Origin of the sequence: Luteibacter sp. ME-Dv--P-043b (assembly GCF_030209605.1) — a bacterium.
In the GTDB taxonomy this organism is placed as follows: Bacteria; Pseudomonadota; Gammaproteobacteria; order Xanthomonadales; family Rhodanobacteraceae; genus Luteibacter.
Genome location: NZ_JARVRT010000021.1, coordinates 14,964 through 37,455 on the forward strand (window position 1 = coordinate 14,964; position 22,492 = coordinate 37,455).

General features: G+C 66.5%; 21 protein-coding genes. 7 read left to right on the forward strand and 14 right to left on the reverse strand.

The window, feature by feature from the left end:
* Nucleotides 1-110 precede the first annotated feature (110 nt).
* Genes QRN34_RS13325 through QRN34_RS13345 form a run of 5 tightly spaced genes read right to left on the reverse strand, consistent with a single transcriptional unit; the run spans nucleotide 111 to nucleotide 4,333 of the window.
* The gene (locus tag QRN34_RS13325) at nucleotides 111-1,193 is read right to left on the reverse strand and encodes a DNA topoisomerase IB (RefSeq protein WP_285405098.1); all 1,083 of its coding nucleotides are present in this window, start codon (nucleotides 1,191-1,193) and stop codon (nucleotides 111-113) included.
* 47 nt (nucleotides 1,194-1,240) lie between these two features.
* Entirely contained in the window at nucleotides 1,241-2,410 is a 1,170-nt protein-coding gene (locus QRN34_RS13330) for a class I SAM-dependent rRNA methyltransferase (protein WP_285405100.1), read from the reverse strand.
* Nucleotides 2,411-2,438: 28 nt separating this feature from the next.
* A complete protein-coding gene (locus QRN34_RS13335; protein WP_285405101.1) occupies nucleotides 2,439-2,882 on the reverse strand; it encodes a hypothetical protein in 444 nt (147 codons plus the stop codon).
* 57 nt (nucleotides 2,883-2,939) lie between these two features.
* Nucleotides 2,940-3,884 (reverse strand): serine/threonine protein kinase, encoded by a 945-nt coding sequence (locus QRN34_RS13340; RefSeq protein WP_285405102.1) that lies wholly within the window; start codon nucleotides 3,882-3,884, stop codon nucleotides 2,940-2,942.
* Complete coding sequence (locus QRN34_RS13345; protein ID WP_285405104.1) at nucleotides 3,881-4,333, reverse strand: hotdog fold thioesterase; 453 nt, start codon at nucleotides 4,331-4,333, stop codon at nucleotides 3,881-3,883. Before QRN34_RS13345 ends, QRN34_RS13340 begins: the two co-directional genes overlap by 4 nt.
* Between QRN34_RS13345 and QRN34_RS13350 the strand changes: the two genes are divergently transcribed.
* Entirely contained in the window at nucleotides 4,334-5,437 is a 1,104-nt protein-coding gene (locus tag QRN34_RS13350) for a 2Fe-2S iron-sulfur cluster-binding protein (protein ID WP_285405106.1), read from the forward strand.
* A 34-nt stretch (nucleotides 5,438-5,471) separates the two neighbouring features.
* Here the strand turns inward: QRN34_RS13350 and QRN34_RS13355 are convergent, their stop codons facing one another.
* Genes QRN34_RS13355 through QRN34_RS13365 form a run of 3 tightly spaced genes read right to left on the reverse strand, consistent with a single transcriptional unit; the run spans nucleotide 5,472 to nucleotide 6,873 of the window.
* Nucleotides 5,472-5,918: a rhodanese-like domain-containing protein gene (locus QRN34_RS13355; RefSeq protein ID WP_285405108.1), complete on the reverse strand. Its 447-nt coding sequence runs from the start codon at nucleotides 5,916-5,918 to the stop codon at nucleotides 5,472-5,474.
* Between the two features lie 47 nt (nucleotides 5,919-5,965).
* Entirely contained in the window at nucleotides 5,966-6,379 is a 414-nt protein-coding gene (locus QRN34_RS13360; protein ID WP_285405110.1) for a hypothetical protein, read from the reverse strand.
* A 29-nt stretch (nucleotides 6,380-6,408) separates the two neighbouring features.
* Nucleotides 6,409-6,873 (reverse strand): YiiD C-terminal domain-containing protein, encoded by a 465-nt coding sequence (locus QRN34_RS13365; RefSeq protein WP_036137968.1) that lies wholly within the window; start codon nucleotides 6,871-6,873, stop codon nucleotides 6,409-6,411.
* Between the two features lie 121 nt (nucleotides 6,874-6,994).
* On the opposite strand from QRN34_RS13365, the gene QRN34_RS13370 reads away from it, so the two are divergent.
* From QRN34_RS13370 to QRN34_RS13380, 3 genes are read left to right on the forward strand one after another with little or no spacing between them, the layout of a single operon-like run.
* On the forward strand, nucleotides 6,995-7,765 hold the full coding sequence (locus QRN34_RS13370; protein WP_285405114.1) for a uroporphyrinogen-III synthase: 771 nt from the start codon (nucleotides 6,995-6,997) through the stop codon (nucleotides 7,763-7,765).
* A gap of 46 nt (nucleotides 7,766-7,811) precedes the next feature.
* Entirely contained in the window at nucleotides 7,812-9,023 is a 1,212-nt protein-coding gene (locus QRN34_RS13375) for a uroporphyrinogen-III C-methyltransferase (RefSeq protein ID WP_285405115.1), read from the forward strand.
* Nucleotides 9,020-10,273 carry a heme biosynthesis HemY N-terminal domain-containing protein gene (locus QRN34_RS13380; RefSeq protein WP_285405116.1) on the forward strand — a complete coding sequence of 418 codons (1,254 nt, stop codon included), beginning with the start codon at nucleotides 9,020-9,022 and terminating at the stop codon, nucleotides 10,271-10,273. The genes QRN34_RS13375 and QRN34_RS13380 overlap by 4 nt, the downstream gene beginning before the upstream one ends.
* Before the next feature lies 1 nt (nucleotide 10,274).
* Here the strand turns inward: QRN34_RS13380 and QRN34_RS13385 are convergent, their stop codons facing one another.
* The 4 genes from QRN34_RS13385 to QRN34_RS13400 all read right to left on the reverse strand — a co-directional run bounded on the left by QRN34_RS13385 (nucleotide 10,275) and on the right by QRN34_RS13400 (nucleotide 15,728).
* Nucleotides 10,275-11,480, reverse strand: coding sequence for a hypothetical protein (locus QRN34_RS13385; protein WP_285405118.1), 1,206 nt, complete (start codon nucleotides 11,478-11,480; stop codon nucleotides 10,275-10,277).
* On the reverse strand, nucleotides 11,477-13,192 hold the full coding sequence (locus QRN34_RS13390) for a molecular chaperone HscC (protein WP_285405119.1): 1,716 nt from the start codon (nucleotides 13,190-13,192) through the stop codon (nucleotides 11,477-11,479). The genes QRN34_RS13385 and QRN34_RS13390 overlap by 4 nt, the downstream gene beginning before the upstream one ends.
* A 67-nt stretch (nucleotides 13,193-13,259) precedes the next feature.
* Nucleotides 13,260-15,467 (reverse strand): DNA helicase II, encoded by a 2,208-nt coding sequence (uvrD, locus tag QRN34_RS13395; RefSeq protein WP_036137954.1) that lies wholly within the window; start codon nucleotides 15,465-15,467, stop codon nucleotides 13,260-13,262.
* Between the two features lie 42 nt (nucleotides 15,468-15,509).
* A complete protein-coding gene (locus QRN34_RS13400) occupies nucleotides 15,510-15,728 on the reverse strand; it encodes a hypothetical protein (RefSeq protein WP_036137951.1) in 219 nt (72 codons plus the stop codon).
* A gap of 223 nt (nucleotides 15,729-15,951) precedes the next feature.
* Here QRN34_RS13400 and QRN34_RS13405 point away from each other — a divergent pair, with 223 nt between their 5' ends.
* The 3 genes from QRN34_RS13405 to QRN34_RS13415 all read left to right on the forward strand — a co-directional run bounded on the left by QRN34_RS13405 (nucleotide 15,952) and on the right by QRN34_RS13415 (nucleotide 18,550).
* Nucleotides 15,952-16,497, forward strand: coding sequence for a hypothetical protein (locus QRN34_RS13405; protein WP_285405122.1), 546 nt, complete (start codon nucleotides 15,952-15,954; stop codon nucleotides 16,495-16,497).
* Between the two features lie 780 nt (nucleotides 16,498-17,277).
* Nucleotides 17,278-18,003 carry a hypothetical protein gene (locus QRN34_RS13410; RefSeq protein WP_285405124.1) on the forward strand — a complete coding sequence of 242 codons (726 nt, stop codon included), beginning with the start codon at nucleotides 17,278-17,280 and terminating at the stop codon, nucleotides 18,001-18,003.
* Between the two features lie 10 nt (nucleotides 18,004-18,013).
* A complete protein-coding gene (locus tag QRN34_RS13415; protein ID WP_285405126.1) occupies nucleotides 18,014-18,550 on the forward strand; it encodes a hypothetical protein in 537 nt (178 codons plus the stop codon).
* Nucleotides 18,551-18,602: 52 nt separating this feature from the next.
* Here the strand turns inward: QRN34_RS13415 and QRN34_RS13420 are convergent, their stop codons facing one another.
* Nucleotides 18,603-19,259 carry a VOC family protein gene (locus QRN34_RS13420; protein ID WP_285405128.1) on the reverse strand — a complete coding sequence of 219 codons (657 nt, stop codon included), beginning with the start codon at nucleotides 19,257-19,259 and terminating at the stop codon, nucleotides 18,603-18,605.
* A 424-nt stretch (nucleotides 19,260-19,683) separates the two neighbouring features.
* Nucleotides 19,684-22,419, reverse strand: coding sequence for a DNA polymerase I (polA, locus tag QRN34_RS13425; RefSeq protein ID WP_285405129.1), 2,736 nt, complete (start codon nucleotides 22,417-22,419; stop codon nucleotides 19,684-19,686).
* Nucleotides 22,420-22,492: the final 73 nt, after the last annotated feature.

The window sequence follows — 22,492 nt, forward strand, 5'->3', positions numbered from 1 at the left end:
CTTGCCAGGCCGAACACTACGGGAAACGCCTTCCACCGCCACATCGTCAAACCAACCCCTGAAAAATGGAACCCGATCCCCCTTGCGTGCACTATAGCCATCCGCCGGGCTCAGCGGGAGCGGGTGGATGCACGCAGGCGGCGGCGCAGGAATGCGAGTGTCAAGGCCTCCAGCTTGCGCGAGGCATGTGCCCCGGTCGGCGGCACATGCCGGTGCAGTTCGCCGTCCAGCCAACCCGCGAACACTTCCGGATGGATATACGAGGCGCGGCAGACCGCTGGCGTGTTGCCCAGTACCGCCGCCACCTGCTTGACCGCGCCGGCCAGGGTGGCGCGCAGTGCCGTGTCACCGCCTTTTTCGGGATGCGGCGTGCCGGCCAGCGTGGCCACCGCGTTCACCGTGCCGCCCCAGGTGCGGAAGTCCTTGGCGGTGAATTCGCCGCCGGTGACTTCGCGCAGGTAGTCGTTGACCATGCCGGAATCGACGGGCTGTCGGTGCCCCTCGTCGTCCAGGTACTGAAACAGGCGTTGCCCGGGCAATTCCTGCACCCGGCGCACCGCCTTGACCAGGCGCGGATCGTCCAGCTGAACATCGCGCCATTGCCCGCTCTTGCCGCGGAAATGGAAGTCGATACGGCCGCGGTGCACGGCGACATGGCGCGACAGCAAGGTGGTCAGGCCGAACGACTTGTTCTGCTTCGCATAGACATCGTTGCCGATGCGGATCATCGTTTCCTCGAGCAGGCTGACGATCAGGGCGAGCACCTTTTCCCGGGGCAGGCCGGGCAGCGCCAGGTCCTTGCGCAGCCGCCGCCGCAGGGTGGGCAGCACCTTGCCGAACTCCAGGATGCGCTCGAACTTGCCGCGGTCGCGCACGTTTCGCCATTCCACGTGGTACCGGTACTGCTTGCGTGCCCGCGCGTCCCGTCCCGTGGCCTGCAGGTGCCCACGCTCGTCCGGGCAGATCCACACGCGGCTATACGCCGGCGGAATGGCCAGGGAGCGAATCCGGGTCAACACCTGCTCGTCGGTGACCCGTTTGCCGTTCGCGTCCAGGTAGGCGAACGCCCGGCCCCGCTTGCATCGCGTGATGCCCTGGTCGGTATCGCAGACGTAGACAAGGCCCGCCGCTTTCGCGTGGGCCTGTTCGGCGGAGACGACCACAAGGGCGTCGGAGGGCGGCTTTCGGGACATGGCCGGAGTGTGATCCGGCGGGCGATCAAGGCCCGGTGAACGCGGCGTCAGCCCACGCGGCAGAACACCGCCTTGAGGTAACGGTTCTCCGGCACGTTGCTCGCCACCGGGTGATCCGCGCCGGCGCCATCCACGTGAAGGACCTGGATATCGCGGCCCGCGTTGAGGGCTACGCGACGGATCATCTCGAGGAAATCGTCCTCGCCGACCAGCCCGGTACACGAGCAGGTCAGCAGGATGCCGCCAGGGGCCAGCACATCCAGCGCCGTGCGGTTCATGGCGAAGTATTTCTTCAGCGCGTTGACCACCTGGTTGCGGTCGCGGGTGAGCTTGGGCGGATCGAGCACGATGGCGTCCCAGGTGTCGCCGCGGGCGATCGCGGCGCGCAGCCACTCGAACACGTCGCCCTGCTCGAAGCTGGCCTCGACATCGTTCATGCGGGCGTTCTCGCGGGCCACCTCGAGGATGGCGGCGTCCGCATCGACGCCGATGGCCGAGCGTGCGCCGGCCTTCATCGCGTGGACGGCGAAGCCGCCGGCGTTGCAGCACAGGTCCAGCACGCGACGACCCTGGGCCAGCCGGGCGAAGCGCAGCCGGTTGTCGCGCTGGTCGGCGAAGAAGCCGGTCTTGTGGCCCAGCCCGGGTGCCGCGTGGAACGACAGGCCGTGCTCCTTCACGTCCACGGCGGCGGGGGCGTCATTGGAGCGTACGTCGAACGATTCCTGGCGCTGCACATGCTGCTCGGCGAACCAGTACAGCGAGGCATTGGGGAAGTGCTTCTGCAGCTCGGCATGGACGACCTCGCGGAAGCGCCACATGCCGGCGGCGAAATACTCCACCACGAGATGGTCGGCATAGCGGTCGACCACGAGGCCCGACAGGCCGTCGCCCTCACTGTGCACCACGCGCCAGGCGTCGCTCACCTCGTCCAGGCGGAGCAGCCCGCGCCGCAGTTCCACGGCGCGCGCGATGCGTGCGGCGATCCAGCCCTCGTCGACGGCCTGGTCGGGATCCGTGGTGAGCAGGCGCAGGGCGACGCGGGCATGCCCGTTCCAGAAGCCGCGGCCGACGAAGCGGCCCTTCGCGTCGTGCACGTCGACGACGGTGCCGGGCGGCAGGCGATCGTCGGGCTTGACGATCTGGGCGGACCAGACCCACGGGTGGCCGGGCAGGCGGTCGGTCTTGAGGCGGATGACGGGCAGCGAGGACGTGTTCATCCGCCCATGATAGCGGGGATGCCTCGGTTCAGCGGCCGAAACGAAGCACCAGCCAGGAAACCAGTGCCAGCACGTTGATGCCCAGGTGCGCGGCCGAGGGCCCGCCGAGCGCCAGCAGCCAGCCGTGCTCGGCGATGGCCCAGTCGAAGCCGAGATGCGGCGAGCGCTGCAAGGTCAGCGATACATTGGCGAATGCGCCGCTGGACAGCGCGTAGCTGAACACCGGCGTGGCCACCAGCGGCGCCTGCAGGAACTGCGCCCAGATGGACATCGAGGTGCCACGCCCGTCGTTGCTGGCCAGCAGCACGCCCGCCACGAGGATGAAGCCGAACAGCAGCACGCCCAGCACGGCGACGATGGCATCCACGCCGCTGAAGCGGCCGTTGAGCAGGCGCTCGAATTGGTGGACCAGGCCGAACAGGCCGCCGGCGATCTCGAACACGGCGATGACACGGGTGAAGAAGGAATTCAAAGGCGGTCTCCACGAATACAGGGGGTACAAGGGCAGGAACGAAAAGGCGGGCGGGTATCAGAGCTCGTCGGCTATGTCGTGCAGGTCGGCGATGTGCTGTTCCCACCAGCGCGACTCGGCCGCGAAAGGAAACGCGGCGGGGAACGCGGGATCGTGCCAGCGCTCGGCGATCCATCCGGCGTAGTGCACCTGGCGCATCGCGCGCAAGGCCGGCACCAGCGCCAGCTCGGTGGGGTCGAAGTCACGGAACTGGCCGTAGCCCTCGAGCAGGGCATCCATCATGGCGTCGTCGCCGGCAAGCATCCACAGGTCCTGCACGGCCGGCCCCATGCGCGCGTCGTCCAGGTCGACGAAGTGCGGCCCCGCGTCGGTCCACAGCACGTTGCCGGGGTGGCAGTCGCCATGCAGGCGGATGCGGTGCACGGGTCCCACCGCCTCGATGCGGTTCCCCACGGCCTCCGCGACACGCTCGGCGGCATGGCGATAGGCGTCGAACAGATGGGCGGGCAACAGATCCGAGCCCAGCGTGGCCCGCACCGGCGCGTCGATCATCGTCGCCCGGTCCAGCGTGCCACGGGCACGGAATGGCTCGCGTGCGCCGAGGGCATGCATGCGGGCGAGCAGCCGGCCCAGCCACATGAGCTGGTCGGGCGATTCCAGCGAAGGCGCCCGCCCGCCGCGGCGTGGATACACCGCGTAGCGGTAACCGGCATGGACCAGCATGCTGCGACCGTCGAATACCAGCGGGTCCACCATCGGCAGTTCCGCCCCAGCCAGCTCGCGGGCGAAGGCGTGTTCCTCTTCGATGGCCGCATCGGTCCAGCGGCCCGGACGATAGAACTTCACCACTACGAAACCACCGTCTTCCAGTCCCACCTGGAAGACGCGGTTCTCGTAGCTGTTCAGCGTGAGCAGCCGGCCATCACTCCAGCGGCCCGTGGCATCCACGGCCGCGAGCACGACATCGGGTGAGAGTGCGGCGTAGGGCGCGCCTTCGCTCACGAGCGAAGGTTTCCCAGAGCACGGCCGTGCGCCGCGACCACGGCCATGGTCAGGCGTGACAGGCAGACCAGCTTGCCATCCTCGTCCTCGATGCGAATCTCCCACACCTGCGTGGTCCGGCCCAGGTGCGCCGCACGCGCCGTACCGGTCACCAGGCCACCGCGCACGCCGCGGATATGGTTCGCGTTGATGTCCAGGCCCACCGCCACCTGCTTCTCGACGTCCAGCGTCAGCAGGGCGGCCGAACTGCCCAGCGTTTCGGCCAGCACCACCGATGCGCCCCCGTGCAGCAGGCCGAACGGCTGCTGCGTGCGGTGATCCACCGGCATGGTGCCGCGCAGCCAGTCGTCACCCGAGGCGATGAACCGGATGTCGAGGGTTTCCATCATCGTGCCGCGGCTCCAGCCGTTGAGGCGGTCGAGGTCGACAGGGTGTTTCCAGATGGCCATATGCAGCGTCGTCCCATGGGCAAGCTGTCATTGTCCTACAATGTGCGGGTGCCCACCGTAACCCTGACCACGTCCGGCAAGCGCTTCGACGCCGACACCGACGAAACCGTGCTCGAAGCCGCGCAGCGTGCGGGCATCGCCTTGCCGTACTCCTGCCGTGGCGGCGTCTGCGGCAGTTGCAAGGCGACCCTCGTCGAGGGCGATTGCGGCTACCCGCACCATCCGCCCGTGGCGTTGTCCGCCTCGGAGAGCGAGCATCACGCCATCCTGTTGTGCCAGGCCGTGCCGCGTGGCGACATCGCCATCCGCGTGCGCGAGATCGCTTCGGTGGAGGACATTCCGCACCGCCGGCTGGACACGGCGGTGGCCGAGCGGCGCATGCTCGCCCCCGACGTGGTGGGTATCTGGCTGAAGCCCGTGGACGGCCAGCGCCTGAACTGGCTGCCCGGCCAGTACCTCGATGTCATCCTGGAAGACGGCAAGCATCGCCCGTTCTCGATCGCCAGCGGTCCGCGCCGCGATGGCCTGATCGAACTGCATGTGCGCCACGTGCCGAGCGGCGGGTTTACGTCCTGGGTCTACGAGTCGTTGCAGACCGGGGATCGCCTGGCCATCGAGGCGCCGCTGGGCACCTTCGTGCCGCGTGAGGATTCGGAGCGCCCGATGCTGTTCATGGCGGGCGGCACCGGCTTCGCGCCGGTGAAGGCCATCGTCGAGCACTTCATCGCGCTGGGCACGCGTCGCCCGATGCATGTGTACTGGGGCGCGCGTATCGCGGCCGACCTCTACCTGCGGGACCTGGTCCGCTCATGGGCCGACAAGGTGCCCAACCTGACCTTCACCCCGGTACTTTCCGATGCCGAAGCAGCTCGGGCCGGCGGCATGCGCGAGGGACTGGTGCATGAGGCGCTGCTGGCCGACCATCCGGACCTGGCCGGCGTGGACCTCTACATGAGCGGCCCGCCGCCGATGATCGCCGCCGGGCGGCAGCGGTTCGTCGAGGCGGGCCTGCCGGAAGACCGGCTGTATTTCGATTCGTTCGACCTGGCGCCCGACGTGCTGGATGCGATCCTGCGCAGCCGAGCGGGCATCCACGGCATGTAGTGACGCGCCGGGGCTACCGGTGTTCCGGAGGCTTTTAGCGTTTGCCCTTGGCCGTGGGCAGCTGCGCGGCCTGCCAGGCGTAGGTACCGCCCTCCAGCACGAACACGCGGGCGAAGCCGGCCTTGACCAGGCGGTTGGCGGCCTTGCCCACGCCACGGCCGTCCTTGTCGATCAGCACGACCGGCATCTCCCGGGCCTTGCTCAGGTCTTTGTGCGTTTCCGGATCGAACTGGCTCATGGCCACGTTCTTCGCGCCGGGCACGTGCGCTTTCTCGAAGTCCGCGCTGGCGGAGAGGTCGATGATGAGCGGCGTGTCGCGGTTGATGAGCTGGGTGAGCCCGGCCGGGGTCAGGCCCTTCCACTTGCGGAAGAGACGGGACACCTCACCGCCGATCAACACGGCCAGGATGACCACGAACAGCGCCACCAGCGCGGTATGGTTGCTCACGAACTCGGGCAACTTGTGCAGTACGTCGTTCATCGGGTCTTCCGCGTGCCAACAGGGCTAAACGGTCGATTATAGCGGCTTCAGTGCACCGTGAAGTCCGGCAGCCCGGTCATCAGCCGCCATTTGCCCTTCTCGCGGTCGTAATGCCAGCGCTGGCGGTCGACGATGCTGCGCTCCGCCTGCGTATTGATGTTGACGACACTGATCTGGACCACCTGCACCACTTCGTCTTCGCCGTCAGGGCGAGGGCCGCCGCCTTCGTCGTAGCCGGTGACGCGGAGCTGGGCCAGGCGACCCTGTTCGATCGAGCTGAGCGGATGCTCTTCGGCGTAGGTCGGGTCGATGTAGATCTGGGCACCCGTGAAATCGCCCCAGCGGATCGAGCCGGCATAATTCTGCAGGGTGGTCGTCAGCGCCTGGTTGCGCTTGTCCGTGGCGCAGCCGCTGAGGCTGAGCAGGGCGAAGCAAAGAGCGGGCAGGGCAAGTCGGCGCATGGCGGTGTCCTTCGGGGCGTCGGCCGGCATTATGCCCGGCGCTTGGCCACGAAGCGCGCGTCCATGCTGGCCAGCGGCTTGCCGTCGTCGCCCGGTACGATGCAGGTGAAGTCCGCGCGGGCGCGGCCCTTGCCGTCCAGCATGGCGAAGAACGAGGTCCAGCGCGCGCCGGGCGCCAGCCGGGCCTCGGCGCGCAGATCGGTCCAGACCGGGTCGAGGTAGCGCACCGTCGAATCGGCCACGAACACGTCGCAGTCGCTGCCACGCCGGCGCAGCATGGTCTCGACCAGGCTCCAGCACGCCAGGGTCATCAGGGTGACCAGGCTGCCGCCGAAGGCGCAGGCCTTGTCGTTGATGTTGGGCGCAAGCGGGGCCGTCATGACCAGGCGCTCGCCATCGAACTCGGCAAGGCGCACCTGCATGGCCTGCGCGAGGGGGATGCCGTCGAGGATGAAACGCTCGAGAAGGGCGAGATCGTGGGTTGTCGAGGTCATAAGCGGGCAAGTCTACGAGGCGAGGCAAACCGTTCGCATCCGTATGGCGACCCAACCTTCGGCATTGGTGCAGTCGACCCCATATTCCTATGCTCCCGTATCACCCGCAGGATGCCCTCACGTGAGCCGTACCCAGCCGCTTCGTAACGTCACGGTCGTCATCACCCGCCCCGCCGGCACGGCGGGGCCGATGAGCCGGCGTGTGCGCAAGCTGGGCGGCATTCCCGTCAGCGTGCCCGGCCTTTCCCTGCGCGCCACCGAGGACGCCAGCGCCGTGGACGCGGAACTGCGCCGGGCGCTGGAGGGCGACGTGCTGGTGTTCACCAGCCCCGCCGCCGTGCGCTTCGCTGCCGATGTCCTGCCTCTCGCCACCCGTGCGGTCGTCATCGCCGTGGGTCGCGGCACGGCCCGCGCCCTGCGCACCGCCAACCTGCCGGATGCCCGGTTTCCCGAGGCCTCGCAGAACAGCGAAGGCGTGCTGGGGCTGCCCGAACTGGCCGACATCCAGGGGCGTCACGTGGCCCTGATCGGCGCACCCGGCGGGCGCGGCGTGTTGCGTGAACAACTGGCGGCACGCGGCGCCCGGCTCAGCGAGATCCATGTGTACCATCGCGTGGCGCCCCGACTGGATCGCCGCCATATCGATCCCCTGCTGAAGCTCACCCGGCGCTCGGCGGTGCTGCTTTCCAGCGCCGAGGCCCTGGATCACCTGCACCGTGCGCTGATCGCGCCGGCCTGGCGCCGGCTGGTCCAGGCCGTGGCCGTGGTCAGCAGCGAGCGCCTGCGCGATATCGCCACGGCAGTGGGTTTCGAGCGTGTGGTGGTCGCCGATTCGGCCATGCCCTCGGATCTCCTCGCCGCAGCCAGCCAGGTGTCGTTCACGCGCCGTTGAGGGATGTAGTCCATGCGTTGGCGTATGGCCTGCTAGCATGCGCCCCATGACGACCGAGACCCCCCTGAGCGATTCCGTTCCGGCGCAGCCCGCCCCGGCCGCCGTGCCCCCGACCGCGCGCGTCACGCGTGCGCCCGATCCCGCGCCACGCCGCGGCAGCGGTGCACTGGCGATAGCGATCCTGTTCTCGCTGGCCGCGCTGGGTGCCGCCGGTTATGCGGGCTGGACCGTCTGGACCATGCGCCAGGACATCGGCGCCGCCAACGGCCTGCGTGGTCAGGTCGACACGCTGCAAGCCGCGGTGGACGGCCTGCGCGACGACAACGCCAATCTTCGCCGCCGCGTGGGCGATGCCGATGGCGTGAACCGCTCGGCGCGTGAGGCCATCCAGGGCATGTCCGAGCGTACGAAAAATCTCGAGGACGCGGTGGCGAACCTGTCCGAGCGCAGCCTGAGCGGCCACGATGCGATGCTGCTCGACGAGGCCGAGTCGCTGCTGCGCATGGCAAAGGAACGCTTCGCCCTGTTCGGTGACGCCAACGGGGCGCTGGCCGCCTATGACCTGGCCGACACGACGCTGGCCGCGGTGAACGATGCCGCGTTCTCCGCGGTGCGCCAAAGCCTGTCCGCCGAGCGCGAGGCGCTGAACGGGATCGCACCGCCGGCGCGGGCCAGCGATCTGGCGGCGCTGGCGGACCTGCGCGCGCAGCTGCCCACGCTGCCGCTGAGGAACACCGACACCCCGGCCGACGCCGCGCAGGATCGCGGTTTCTGGCAGCGTGCCGGCGACGCACTTGGCAGCATCGTCAAGGTCAGCCATGACGACGGCACGCCGCTGGGCCTGGCGGACGATCGTATCGCTCGCGAACTGGCGGCCCTGGATGTCGCCAACGCCGAAGCGGCGGTGCTGGCCTATGACGACACGGGTCGGCAGGCCGCGCTCAAGCGCGTGGATGCCGCCCTGTCCGCCCGCTTCGATGCGGCATCGCCCGCGGTGCAGGCGGCCCGGTCGCGGGTGGCCGCGCTGCTCGCCAGCCCTTCGAAGGGTAACCAGCCTAAGCTTGGTGCCGCGCTGACCGAACTGCGCAGTCTCCGCTCGGTGCACGCCCTCAAGGGCGGTGACACCGCGGCCCCGGCCCATGCCGGCAGCACGTCGGCACCTGCCGCAACGGCGACTCCGGTGGCCCCCAACGCGACGCCCCCTGCCGCGCCCGTGCCCGCCACCTCGGCGGCGTCCGCGCCGAAGGCCACGCCATGAAGCTCTGGCGCTGGATCGTCGGTCTGATTCTCGTGGCGGCCATCGCCGCGTTCGCGTGGCACTGGGTGGCGGACGACCCGGGCTATGTGCTCATCCATCTGCGCGGCACCAATGTGCAGATGACCGTGGTCACGGCCGTGGCCATCCTCCTGCTGGCATGGGCCGCCATCACGCTGCTGGTCGCCCTGATCCGCTGGCCGTTCGGCGCCATGACACGGCGTCATCGCCACCTGAGTCGCCGGCGCCTGTCCGATGGCCTGGTGTCGCTGGTCGAAGGCCGCCACGGCGAAGCCGAGCGCGACCTCAACCGCGCGGCGCGTTATCCCTCGGTCCGCGGCCCGGCGCTGCTGGCGGCCGCGGAAGCAGCGGAGCGGCATGGCGAATCCACGCGTGCGCTGGAAACACTGGACCAGGCAGCGCAGGAAACGCCCCGTGCGGCGCGCGTGCTGCGCGCACGTCTGTTGCGTCGTGCGGGCCGGGCGGCGGAAGCCACGGCCTTGCTGGCGCCCGAAGCCGACAGCGGTGCGCTTACGCCCGCGGGCTGGATCGAGTTCGCCGAGGCGTCGCTGGAAACGGGCGACACGCGTAATGCGCTGCGGGCCGTCGAGCCGCTGCAGAAGAGCGGTGAACTGGGTACACGCGCCATGGCCGAGCTTGAGTCGCGCGTCGTGGCCGCGTACATCGCCGGCACGCCCGATGGTGCCTCGTTGTCCGCGGCTTGGTCGCAACTGCCGAAGGGCCAGCGCCGCCTGCCCGCCGTGGTCGACGCCTACGCGCGGCACGCTGCACGGCATGGCCAGACCATGGCCGCCATGGACGAGATCGAAACCGCGCTGCGTCGCGAGTGGTCGCCGACCCTGGTCGCGACATACGGCGGCATGGGCGCCGAAGACATCGACCAGCGGCTGCGCAAGGCGGAAGCCTGGATCGACACGCATCCCAACGATGCCGCCTTGTTGACCGCCGTGGGCCGCATGTGTGTGCGCGTGCGCCTGTGGGGCAAGGCCAGGCCGTACCTCGAGCGGGCGCTTGCCATCGCGCCGAGTGCCGACGCCTGGGAGGCCCTGGGCGACGTGTACGTGGGTGAGGATCACGCCGACATTGCCCAGCGTTGCTATCGCAATGCCCTGGCGCTTGCGCGTGGCGAGGCGACCGAGGCACTGCCCGAGGTGCGCACGCGTCGCATCGATACCCGCGTGACCGCAGTGGAAGAGCGCGACCAGCACGGCGTGCCGCGGCTGTCGCCCTGAATCAGCGAGGGGGCGCCGGCGGATGCCAGTGCCCCGCATCCGCGCAGCGATCGGCCCGTGTCTTGAGGCGTTTTACGTCCTCGGGTGATCGGTCTTTCAGCGCATCGGGTGCGTCCAGTTCGACGTAGAGTTCGACGCACTGGCGCGGCGTGTCCGCGGGCAGCGTGGAATAGCCGTAAGGTGCGGTACCGCCCTGGCGCAAGCCGGTGGAGACGAGGTTGGCGATGCCCACCAGCGCGGCCAACACGAATCCGCTGACGGTCAGCCGGGTGGACCGTTGCCCGGATCGCTGCCGTGCCCGGACCACATGGGCGGGCAGGTAGGCCGAATCCGGCGCGGCCATGCGCGTCAGCTCGTCGCGCGTCGAGGGCGATTGTGCGTCGAACAATGCCTGCCATGCGCTCAGCGTGGCCGCGGAAAGGTGCAGGCCGATCCAGGCCGGGTAGCGCTGGTGGAGTCGCGCCACGTCGGGCCAGTCTCGCAGCAGCGAGCGATCGAGGCCCGCTTCCGCACGGACGAAGCGTGCCAGCCACGCCTCGCGCCAGTCGCTGGCGAGTTGGGCCCAGGCGTCGCGCTGCACCATTACGGTTTCGATCCAGCGGCCGCGTTCGCCGAGGGACGCCAGGTGGCCGACCTCACGCCAGTGGCACTGCTCCTCCATCGCCGCGAACACCGCCGCGCGATGGCTGATGCGCTGCAGGCCGATCAGGTCGATCAGGTGTTCCTCGAAGCGTCCGGGCGCGTCGATGTACTGCGTGCGTACTTCCGCCAGGGCCTGCGTGAGCGATGTCGCCACTTCATCGGGCGTCTGCGCCGCCACGTCAGCGGCAAATCGCCAGGCCAGGGCAATCGTGGGATCGGTCGCGGAAGCGACGGCCTCGTCATCCACGTCGTCACCCGACGGGACGGCGACATCGGCCGGTGCGTTGCCGGACGGTGGTGCGTCGACAGGGTCGACCGCCTCGCACGGCATCTCCGCTGGCGCCTCGACGGCAGCTTCCGCTGCCGCAGCGTCGGCGGCCATGGCCTCGCACCACGCGCGGGCCGCCTCGTAAGCCTCGCGCAGGTGCGCAAACCCCCGCGGGTCCACCGCCGGGTCGATACGGCGCAGTGCGGCCGCATAGGCGCGGCGGACCGCCACGCGGTCGGCGTGCGCGGGCAGGCCCAGCGCCTCCAGGTGCCACGGTGTCGACGGGGGCGTGCTCATTCCGAGGGTGGCACGGCGAAGCGGTGGTCGTGTTCGATGGCGTCCACCGTTTCGCGGAACGCGGTACTGTCCCGGGAAATCAGCCGAGGGTCCTGGGTGGCCAGCACCTGCTCGAAGCGCAGGATGCGCTCGCCGAGACGCTCGCGAACCTCACCCAGCAGCTGTTCGTAGAGCCGGTCTGCCCGCGCCAGCAGGGTGCGGTTCTCCAGCGTGTCGCGCGGATGGATCTTGAGTTCGGCCAGTGCGGCCAGGCGCCGGGCCACCTCGTCGGCGGACATGTGCGCATCGCCGCTCTCGATCACCGCGCGCGCCACCTCACCCGTGGCCACTACGGTTACTTCCACCTCGAGCAGGCCGTTGACGTCGTAGGTGAACCGTACATCCACGCCCTCGGCATGACCGGGGCCGGGCGACAGCGGCACGGTAACCTCGCCCAGCGCGATATTGTCGCGGACCATGCGCGACTCGCCCTGGTAGATGCCTATGCGGATCTGCTTCTGCTGCGGCGATACCGGAACGAATCGCTGCACGCGGCTCACGGGCACTACGGCATTGCGTTCGATCACCGGCGCGTAGAAGCCGGGCGTCTGCGAGCCGTCGTCGAGGAAGCGGGCTACCTCGGTGCCGAGCGTGTAAGGGCAGACATCCGTCATCACCCGCTCGTCGAGCGCCTTGTCCTTCATCTTCAGGCCGGCCTGCACGGCGGCGCCGAGGGCGACCACTTCATCGGGGTTGTGACCCACCGCGGGAAAACGGCCGAACATCCGCGTGACCAGCGCGCGGATCATCGGCATGCGCGTGGCGCCGCCGGCCAGCACGATGTTGTCCAGGTCGGCTGCGCGAATGCGCGCGTCGCGCAGGGCCCGCTCGATCGGGCGCCAGAGCCGGTTGAGCAGCGGCTGCGCCGCCGTCTCCAGCATGCCGGTGTCGACCGCAACCAGCACCGCGGTGTCCTGCCAGGCCATCTCGAAGGCAACGCTTCCGCGGGTCGTCAGCGCATGTTTGGCGACCTCGGCGCGGGCCGACAGGCGCTGCATGAATACGGCATCGTTGCGCGCCGCTTCGGGCAGGCCCTGGGTAAAGGCGAGATCTACGATCAGTGCGGTGACATCCTCACCGCCGAGCATGTTGTCGCCGGCGCTCGCCCGCACTTCCATCACGCCGTCGAACATCTCCAGCACCGATACGTCGAAGGTGCCGCCGCCCAGATCGAAGACCAGGAACTGGGTTTCGCCGCCGTCGTCGTGCAGGCCATAAGCGAGCGCGGCCGCAGTGGGCTCGTTGAGCAGCCGCTCCACCTTCAGGCCGGCCAGTTCGCCGGCAAGACGCGTCGCCTTGCGTTGGGCATCGGAGAAATACGCCGGCACCGTGACGATCGCCTCGGTGACGGGCTGGCCGAGGTGAGCCTCCGCGTCCGCCTTCAGCGAGCGCAGCACGAGGGCGGACAGTTCTTCCGGGCGGTAGTCGCGGTCGCCCAGGCGCACGCAGCGCGTGCTGCCCATGTAACGCTTGAACAGCGAGGCGGTGAGCTGGGGATGGGTCTGCAGGCGCTCGCGGGCGGCTTCGCCGACCAGGACACGGCCGTCGTCGTCGATGCCTACGCAGGACGGCGTGATCGTGCGACCGAGCGCATTCGGTATGAGCCGAGGCACGCCGTCGACCCATGCGGCCACGAGGCTGTTGGTGGTGCCCAGATCGATCCCGACGATCATGTATCGTTTTCCCCCGGCGTCCATGGGCCGCGTTGCGGCCCCGGCCGATCGATGGCCCTGGCGCCCCTTACAACACGGTCAGATTGGCGTAAGCGTAAACCAACCACTTGCTGCCGGCATCCTCGAAGTTCACCTGCACGCGCATGTGCGAACCCGCACCTTCGGCGCTGACGAGGGTGCCTTCGCCGAACTTCGGATGGCTGACGCGCTGGCCGAGGCGGATGGGCGAGGCCTCCTCCAGTGACGAACCACCCGAGAAGCGGTCGGCGTAGGCAGGACGCGACACCTGCACGCGGGGGCGCAGTTCGTCGATCAGCTCGGGCGGGATCTCGCCGAGGAAGCGCGAGGGCCGCGCCAGCATCTCGGTACCGTGCATGCGCCGGGACTCCGCATGGGAGAGGAACAGCCGTTCACGCGCGCGTGTGATGCCGACATAGGCCAGGCGGCGTTCCTCCTCGAGGCGGTTTTCTTCCTCGGTTGAGCGCTGGCTCGGGAACAGGCCTTCCTCCATGCCGACCAGGAACACCACAGGAAACTCCAGGCCCTTGGCCGAGTGCAGCGTCATCAGTTGCACGCAATCGTCCCAGGCCTCGCCCTGGCCTTCGCCGGCTTCCAGCGTGGCATGCGAGAGGAAGGCGGAGAGTTCGTTGAGGCCGGCGTCGATGTCCTCCGGCGTCATCTCGAAGCGGCTGGCCACGTTGACCAGCTCGTCGAGGTTCTCGACGCGCGCCTCGCCGTTGCCGCGCTTGTCGTTCTCGTAGAAATCGCGCAGCGTGGTGTGCAGGATCGCGTGCTCGATCTGCTCGGCCAGGTTGAGCGCGGTGGGGGATTCGTCGCCGCTGACGTTGTCGTGGCCGCCGAACGTGCGCGCCAGGTTGTCGATCAGGCCGATGAACGCCTTCAGGGCATTCTTGGCCCGCCCGGCCAGGCCGCCGATGGAGGCCTCGGTCAGCGTGGCTTCCCACATCGAGCTGCCGTCGCTGCGTGCACGGCGACGCAGTTCGTCGAGCGTGCGGTCGCCGATGCCGCGCGGCGGCGTGTTCACGGCGCGCTCGAACGCGGCGTCGTCGTGGCGGTTGGAGGCGAGGCGCAGGTAGGCCAGGGCGTCCTTGATCTCGGCACGCTCGAAGAAGCGCAGGCCCCCGTAGACACGGTAGGGCAGGTCGCGCTGGATCAGCTGTTCCTCGAAGTTGCGCGACTGCGCGTTGGAGCGATAGAGGATGGCGCAATCGCGCGCGTTGCCGTGCTCGGCCACGTGCTCGCGGATGCGCTCGATGACGAAGCGCGCTTCGTCCTGCTCGTTGTAGGCCGCGTACAGCGCGATGCGCTCGCCCGCGCCGCCGTCGGTCCACAGCTGCTTGCCCAGGCGGCCGCCGTTGCGCGCGATGACGGCGTTGGCGGCGTTGAGGATGGTGGACGTGGAGCGGTAGTTCTGCTCGAGGCGGATCGTCTTCGCGCCCTGGAAATCGCGCAGGAACTGCTGCACGTTCTCCACCTTCGCACCGCGCCAGCCATAGATGGCCTGGTCGTCGTCACCCACGACGAACACTTGCCCGGTGCTGCCCGCCAGCACGCGGATCCAGGCGTACTGCAGCGTATTGGTGTCCTGGAACTCGTCGATCAGCAGGTAGCGCCAGCGGTCCTGGTAGTGCTTGAGAACCTGGGGATCCTTCAGCCACAACTCGTGCGCGCGCAGCAGCAACTCGGCGAAATCCACCAGACCGGCGCGCTGGCACTGCTGCTCGTAGGCCTTGTACACCTCGACGAAGGTGCGCGTCACCGGATGGTCGCGGTGCTCGATGCCGTCGGGGCGCTTGCCTTCGTCCTTCCAGTTGTTGATCTGCCAGGCGGCCTGGCGCGGCGGGAAGCGCGCTTCGTCCAGCCCCATGCCGGCGATCACCCGTTTGATCAGGCGCTGCTGGTCGTCGGAATCGAGGATCTGGAAGCCTTCCACCAACCCGGCTTCACGCCAGTGGCGCCGCAACAGGCGATGCGCGATGCCGTGGAAGGTGCCGACTGTGAGTCCCTGCGTGCCGCCCGGGATGATGCCATCCAGGCGGGAGCGCATCTCGCCTGCGGCCTTGTTGGTGAAGGTGACCGCCAGGATGGCCCAGGACGGCACACGCTCGACCTGGGTCAGCCAGCCGATCCGGTTGATCAGCACGCGGGTCTTGCCGGAACCGGCGCCCGCGAGGATCAGGTAATGCCCGGGAGGGGCGCTGACGGCCTCCCGCTGGGCGTCGTTGAGATCGTCGAGAAGGTGGGATACATCCATCCGCCTAGTGTAGCGAATGGGCTCCCACCGTGGCCCGGCTGCTTAACGCTTCTGGGCGATACCCGCGACGGCGACGATGCCACCGATCACGATACCCGCGATACCCACCCACTGCGGGATGGACTTGTCATGGGTGGCCTCGATCTTGGCCGAGCCGATCGACGCGACAGTGTCGGTCTTCTGGTAGCTGCCGTTGCCGATGGTGACCCAGATACCTGCCGCGACAAGAATGATGCCAACGACGATAAGACCTGCGCGCATGTGGTTTTTCCCTGTTTTGATCGGTGGCGGGAGCATGCGTTGACGAATGTGAGGGCGGCGTGGGGATGGTCTGTGCTCGTTCGGCGCAACGAGCGCGTTATGTAGCGATCTAGATGGCGCGCCTTCGTGAGAACACTCTCAATGTCCTTATTTCTCAATACTTTAGGTGTTTACAGGGCGGCCGCATATCGGCATGCTCCGCAACTCGACAAGGGAGCGCGGTATGAGGAAGTCGATGTTGGCCATGGTGGCTGTATGCGCGGTGTTGTCTGGCTGTGCCGATAAGGCTGTGCCGCCATTTGCGAGCGCACCGTTTTCCGTGGCACGAACTGGAAACTTCTTGAGCATTCCGTTCACGGTGCCTCCGTCTGCTCCGCTGGAGTACACGTACATGCTCTCCTTCAAATACCTCATGCCAGAGATGGGCGATCCGTTGCTCATGTTCTGGAGCAGGCCGCGGGGTGCACACCTGTTCTTAAAAGTGAGACTGGTGTCCATGGGCGAGAAAGGCAGAGAGGAGGATGTCGTCCTTCATGACTACGACAATCAAGACGGGAGCGTTGAAGCCGCCCGTGCTTACGGACCAGACGTTTTCAACGTCGATATACATGGCACCCGGCGCGATATCGTCGATATGGAGATCGTATTTTTCAAGCTTCCACATTATGGGAGCTATCGGTTTGATGTCGAAACGGTTGACGATCTAGTGATCTTCGAGCCGATTGCATCGTGGTTGACTGTTGAACGACAGTACCGTCATGGCAAGTGACGAGTGCACGGATGCGAGAGGGGGCACCTTCAAAGTCTGCGCAGTAGTGGTGGGCGCGTCGAGAAAGCGACTGCGAATGTCTAGTGCCAGGAGCGGCGTCCTTGTCCGGGCGTTGACACGTACGGCGGTAGTTCTTGGGCTGGCGTGGTGCGTCGGCGCATGTCACAAGGGCTCTTTTCCTCCGCTTGCATCTGTGCGGTTCGATGCGAGCAGGGCGGGGGAATCTGTAAGCATTCCTGTAACCATTACTCCGGACAACGCAAACATCCACAACGTCTACATGGTTGGCTTCTACATAAAGGATGGAAGTTTGCATGGGCCGGCGGACCAACTGCGAGGATCTCCGCCCAAAGCCAGGCTTTATCTCCGGGTGCGAATCTTCCGCCAGGTCGAGGGCAGTGAAATTCCCGTCGACGTCAACGATTACGACTTCGATTACGACATCCGAACTGACACCTATACATTCCTGCCTTCGATGTGTGAGCGAGGAACAGACATCGCGTACGTATCGTCAAGTGGACAGCTCCGAGACGTTGCGCATATGCAGGTCGTGTCTTTTCGCTTTCCTGATTATGGACGTTATCGAATCGAGGTATCGACCGTGTCGGATATGCCGATCTTAGGAGCCGTTCCGACTTGGCTGACAGTCGAACGCGAATTCCCCCATGGAAAATAAGGTGACTAATGGATAATCGGCGATACACGGTAACTATTCACGCCGCCGCTCCCGGAACTCCGATCCGTGGAGACCGTGGAGCCGCGGCGGTGGATATCTCGGCTATGGATCGATCTATCACGGGTCACGTTTTTTACACCATAACCGACGGGGTTGAAAAAAAGAGCTGGGGATTTGCTCCGGAAAGTCACGGCGATATCAATGGTCCTGGAAGGCCGTTTAATGATGACGATAAGCGATATATGGATCCATTCTTTGAGAGAACGATGGAGATATCAAAGGATCAGTACGACAAGTTATACGAGTTCGGCCCAAACCCCGGCCGCTTCGGCTTCGACCTGACCTACAAAGACATTCGAAACAATTGCGTGGACTACACGTGGGCCGCGTTGAATCATGCTGGCATCCAGCGCACGCACGGGCACATCGGTCACCTCGAGCCACATGGGGTGGATGGGAAGCACAGTTACCTACCGATCCTCACGCCGAACGACTTTCGTACCATCCGTGATCCCGTGCCCGGGAGTGATCTGAACAAAGAGATCTCACGGGAGCTTCCAAAACGTGATTGGACGCAGGCGCCTTTCGGAACGTTCGATCGTCCACTCACCGCCGTGAGCGACGATCCCTTTGAACGTCTCTACGCGGCAACGGTTGCCAACGACGACAAGGCGTTCGAAACGATTGGCCAGGAATACCTGCAATCCCCGGAGGACCAGGCGTTCCTGCAAGCCGGCCAGGAAGCGAATCGCCAGCAGGATCTGGCCCTGCAGCAGGCACAGGCACAAGCGCAGGCTCAGCAGGGTCCGGTAATGAGTATGACGATGTAAGGAGCGATACATGGACGAAAAGGATGTGAGGTCGCTGACGGTGAAACTGGCGGCGGTGACGGACCGGATTGAGAAGCGCATGGACGGGGTGGCACGCGAGACGATGCGCGCGAGCCAGGCCATGGGCCTGCAGGCGCAACAATCGCTGGCGGCCTCGGAGCAGGTATCGGCGGGCGTGCATCGCGCGGCCAGCGACGCGTTGGACGGCGGCACCCGTAAGGCGATCGAGCGATTTAGCGAGGTGGTGCGCGCATCGGAACGTCGGCTGGAGGGTGCGGCCCAGCGGCTTGAGGCGCGCATGCTTTCGGTGGGCAAGCTGCAGGCGGCTTTTGCGTGGAAGGCGTTCGCTGTGTCGGCGCTGGGGTCGGTCGCGTTGATCGGCGTCGCGGGCTATGCGCTATGGGAAGCACACGAGGCATCGCGTGCCACGCGCTGGGTGAAGCAGATCAACGCCGCACAGACATCCGGCCGGCTCGGCCTCTGCCCGAGCGGTGGCGACCACGTTTGCGCGAAAGTCGACAAACGCTGGGTACGCCTCGATCCGTGAGCGGCGGCCCCAGCACCAAAAAAAGCTTTTTTACGTATGACTTGGCTTTACATCACCAGTTTATAATCATCGGTAACCCTGGACGTAAGTCGTGTGTCTGGCCGCTTGCGCCATGATCGATTTCCAATACGACTAGATGCTCATCGCCATGAGCAATGTCAAATCCTTGCAGCTGGTTTGCGCAATTGGCGGGTGCAGAAAAAGCCTGGCTGTAGGGGGTGGTAACCCGTACAGATGTCATGTCGCGAAAGCCGTTGGCGTGTTCTAACGGCTGGGCGCGCTCAATCGGAGCCTCATCGGGTCTCCTGGCAAACGAAAGAAAAAACCACATCGGTTCGGATACAGGCGCATATCCCACGTCGACTTTCAGGGCAGGTGGTAAGTAAACAGGTCGATACTCCCAAGCCGGAAATGCTGGCTTCTCGCCTGCGGTGGATGGTCTGAAGCAAACGCCGAAGGGCGCGGCGACTCCATCCGCGCACTTGAAGCGATCAAAGAGCTGGGTTGGTGCTGTTAACTGACTTTGAGCTTCTGACTCATCGACAAGATGTAAAAGCTCGATGAAAGAATTTCGGAAGAAGAATCTCCGATTGGCAGTGCCTTGGCCTGGATGTGTGTTCGGTGCTCCTTCGATGAGTCCAAGGGCTGTCAGCGCATCAGCGCCTCGACCGTCATCATCCACACAGATAAAAATGTGATCCAGTTCCATCGTCGATTCCCTTTAGTCCTGTGATGTGATCGCCCAATTATGGGCTGTATCAACATCGCCGCCAAAACGCGCAGTTGTTTGGGCTAGTGGCAACCGTGTCGTTTGGCCAGTTCACTGAGCGGACGCCGCGTTCACGGCCTCGAATACGTCTTCAAGACGATTCGCGCCGCCTTTCACGGTCATGGTGAAGGACCAAAAAAAACCCCGGAGGCCAGGGGAGCCGCCGGGGTGGGGTGGATAACCCGATCCAGGGGATGATCGGGTCGTCCTGAGGGTGGTCCCAGGGAGGTGGAACCCACCGATGGGACGCCGTTGCGTGCGCCCGAATATATAGACGCCCGAATACGGACAAAGTTTCAGTCTGACCGAAAGAAAGTTGGGGAATAATTATTTCCCCTTCCCAATCAATCGGTTGTAGGTAGGCTCAATGCGCCTCGTCCCAGTTCGCGCCCACGCCGATGTCCACCTGCAGGGGCACGCTGAGCGTGGCGGCCGCCGTCATGTGCGTTTCGATGCCGGCCCGGATCTCGTCAACCGCGTCCTCGCGTACTTCGAAGACCAGTTCATCGTGCACCTGCATGAGCAGGCGTACATCGTCGCGCGGGGCGATCCACGCGGCCACGACGATCATGGCGCGCTTGATGATGTCCGCGGCGGTGCCCTGCATGGGCGCGTTGATGGCCGCGCGTTCGGCGCCAGCACGGAAGGCCTGGTTACGGGAGGTGAGGTTGTCCAGGTACAGGCGGCGGCCGAACAGGGTCTGGACGAAGCCGTCGCGGTGCGCCTGCTCGCGCGTGGCGTCCATGAAGGCACGCACGCCCGGGTAGCGGGCGAAATACAGCGCCATGTAATCGGACGCTTCGCCACGGTCCACGCCGAGCTGCTTGGCCAGTCCGAAGGCGCTCATGCCGTACATCAGGCCGAAGTTGATCGCCTTGGCGGCGCGACGCTGGTTGGTGGTGACCTCCGCGGCGGTCACCCCGAACACCTCGGCCGCCGTGGTGCGGTGCACGTCGCCGCCGTCGCGGAAGGCGCGCACCAGGCCTTCGTCACCCGACAGGTGGGCCATGATGCGCAGTTCGATCTGCGAGTAATCGGCCGCGACGATGCGCCAGCCGGGCGGGGCGACGAAGGCTTGGCGGATGCGCCTGCCTTCCTCGGTGCGCACGGGGATGTTCTGCAGGTTGGGGTCGGACGAACTCAGCCGGCCGGTGGCCACGGCGCCCTGGTGATAGCTGGTGTGCACGCGGCCCGTGCGCGGATTGACGATGCCGGCCAGCTTGTCGGTGTACGTGGAGCGCAGCTTGGCGAGGCCCCGGTACTCCAGGATCAGGCGCGGCAGCTCGTGGGTCTCGGCGATCGCCTCCAGGGCTTCCTCGTTCGTGGACGGCTGGCCCGTGGGTGTCTTGACCTTCGCGGCCAGGCCCAGTTCGTCGAACAGTACGGCCTGCAGTTGCTTGGGCGAATCCAGGTTGAACTCGTGACCCGCCGAGGCATGGGCCAGCGTCTGCAGTTCGAGCATGCGCTTGCCCAGCTGCTGGCTCTGCAGGCGCAGCACGTGCGCATCGATCAAGACGCCGGTGCGTTCCATCTTCGCCAGCACGGGCACCAGCGGGATCTCGATGTCCTGGTAGACATCACGCAGCGACGGCTCGGCTTCCAGCTTCGGCCACAGCGCGTGGTGCAGGCGCAGCGTGATGTCGGCATCCTCCGCGGCGTAGCGGCAGGCCGTGTCGCAGTCCACCTGCGAGAACGGAATCTGCTTGGCGCCCTTGCCGGCCACCTGCTCGTACTTGATCGTGGTGTAGCCCAGGTAACGTTGCGCCAGGGAATCCATGTCGTGGCGCGTGGCGGTGGCGTTGAAGATGTACGACTCCAGCATGGTGTCGTGTGCCAGCCCGCGCAGTTCGATCCCGTAGTGCGACAGCACGTTGATATCGTATTTGCCGTGCTGGCCCACCTTGCGACGGCGCGGGTCTTCGAAGATCGGCTTGAGCGCGCCCAGCACGTGATCCCTCGGCAGCTGCGCCGGCGCGCCGGGATAATCGTGGGTGAGCGGGATGTACGCCGCCTTGCCCGGTTCCACCGCGAGCGAGACGCCGACGATCTCCGCCTGCATCGCATCGATGCTGGTGGTTTCCGTGTCGAAGGCGATCAGCGTGGCGGTCTCGAGCTTCTCCAGCCACGCGGCGAAACGGGCCTCGGTGAGGACCAGTTCGTACTCGCCCGCGTGCGACAGCGACGCGTCGGGGGTGGCGACGAGCGCGCCGGCCGGCGAAGCGGCGATGGCCCCGGCACCACGCACCGGCGCATCGACACCGGCGTCGAGATCCTTCAGCGCCGCCTTGAAGTCGTAGCGCGCATACAGCTCGCGCAGTGCTTCCACGTCGCGATCGCGCAGGGCGAGGTCCACGGGGGCGAATTCCAGCGGCACGTCGGTGCGGATCGTGACCAGTTCGCGCGATAGCGGCAGTCGCGGGATGGCCGCGCGCAGGTTCTCGCCGATCTTGCCGCCGATCCTGTCGGCGTTGGCGAGCAGGGCGTCGAGGTTGCCGTACTCGGCCAGCCACTTGGCGGCGGTTTTCGGGCCGCATTTTTCAACGCCCGGCACGTTGTCGATGCTGTCGCCCATGAGCGAGAGGTAATCGACGATCTGGTCCGGGCGCACGCCGAATTTTGCGATCACGCCGTCGGTATCCAGCGTGGTGTTGGTCATCGTGTTGATCAGCAGCGTGTGCTTGCCGACCATCTGCGCGAAATCCTTGTCGCCCGTGGAGATGATCGTGTCGATGCCCTGCTCGGCGGCCTGGCGGGCCAGCGTGCCGATCACATCGTCTGCCTCCACGCCGGGCACGCACAGGATGGGGAAGCCGAGCGCCCCGACGATCTTCATCATGGGCTCGACCTGGGCGCGCAGGTCGTCCGGCATCGACGGACGGTTGGCCTTGTACTCCGGGTAGAGATCGTCGCGGAACGTGCGCCCTGGCGCATCGCAGACGAACGCCACGTAGTCGGGGCCGGATTTCATCGTCGTGCGCAACATGTTGACGATGCCGAACAGTGCGCCCGTGGGCTCGCCGAAGGCGTTGGTCAGGGGCGGCAGCGCGTGGAAGGCGCGATACAGGTACGAGGACCCGTCGATGAGCGTGAGTGTAGGCATCCCCGGATTCTCTCATGGCCGGTCGCGCAGGGTTCGTTCACGTGGAAAGCCGGTGTCGGCTTGCTATTCTCGG

Coding starts and splice junctions, on each gene's coding strand:
- QRN34_RS13325 (WP_285405098.1), bottom strand. CDS start 1,193: ATGTCCCGAAAGCCGCCCTCCGACGCCCTTGTGGTCGTCTCCGCCGAA.
- QRN34_RS13330 (WP_285405100.1), bottom strand. CDS start 2,410: ATGAACACGTCCTCGCTGCCCGTCATCCGCCTCAAGACCGACCGCCTG.
- QRN34_RS13345 (WP_285405104.1), bottom strand. CDS start 4,333: ATGGCCATCTGGAAACACCCTGTCGACCTCGACCGCCTCAACGGCTGG.
- QRN34_RS13350 (WP_285405106.1), top strand. CDS start 4,334: ATGCAGCGTCGTCCCATGGGCAAGCTGTCATTGTCCTACAATGTGCGG.
- QRN34_RS13355 (WP_285405108.1), bottom strand. CDS start 5,918: ATGAACGACGTACTGCACAAGTTGCCCGAGTTCGTGAGCAACCATACC.
- QRN34_RS13360 (WP_285405110.1), bottom strand. CDS start 6,379: ATGCGCCGACTTGCCCTGCCCGCTCTTTGCTTCGCCCTGCTCAGCCTC.
- QRN34_RS13365 (WP_036137968.1), bottom strand. CDS start 6,873: ATGACCTCGACAACCCACGATCTCGCCCTTCTCGAGCGTTTCATCCTC.
- QRN34_RS13375 (WP_285405115.1), top strand. CDS start 7,812: ATGACGACCGAGACCCCCCTGAGCGATTCCGTTCCGGCGCAGCCCGCC.
- QRN34_RS13380 (WP_285405116.1), top strand. CDS start 9,020: ATGAAGCTCTGGCGCTGGATCGTCGGTCTGATTCTCGTGGCGGCCATC.
- QRN34_RS13385 (WP_285405118.1), bottom strand. CDS start 11,480: ATGAGCACGCCCCCGTCGACACCGTGGCACCTGGAGGCGCTGGGCCTG.
- QRN34_RS13390 (WP_285405119.1), bottom strand. CDS start 13,192: ATGATCGTCGGGATCGATCTGGGCACCACCAACAGCCTCGTGGCCGCA.
- uvrD (WP_036137954.1), bottom strand. CDS start 15,467: ATGGATGTATCCCACCTTCTCGACGATCTCAACGACGCCCAGCGGGAG.
- QRN34_RS13400 (WP_036137951.1), bottom strand. CDS start 15,728: ATGCGCGCAGGTCTTATCGTCGTTGGCATCATTCTTGTCGCGGCAGGT.
- QRN34_RS13405 (WP_285405122.1), top strand. CDS start 15,952: ATGAGGAAGTCGATGTTGGCCATGGTGGCTGTATGCGCGGTGTTGTCT.
- QRN34_RS13410 (WP_285405124.1), top strand. CDS start 17,278: ATGGATCGATCTATCACGGGTCACGTTTTTTACACCATAACCGACGGG.
- QRN34_RS13415 (WP_285405126.1), top strand. CDS start 18,014: ATGGACGAAAAGGATGTGAGGTCGCTGACGGTGAAACTGGCGGCGGTG.
- QRN34_RS13420 (WP_285405128.1), bottom strand. CDS start 19,259: ATGGAACTGGATCACATTTTTATCTGTGTGGATGATGACGGTCGAGGC.
- polA (WP_285405129.1), bottom strand. CDS start 22,419: ATGCCTACACTCACGCTCATCGACGGGTCCTCGTACCTGTATCGCGCC.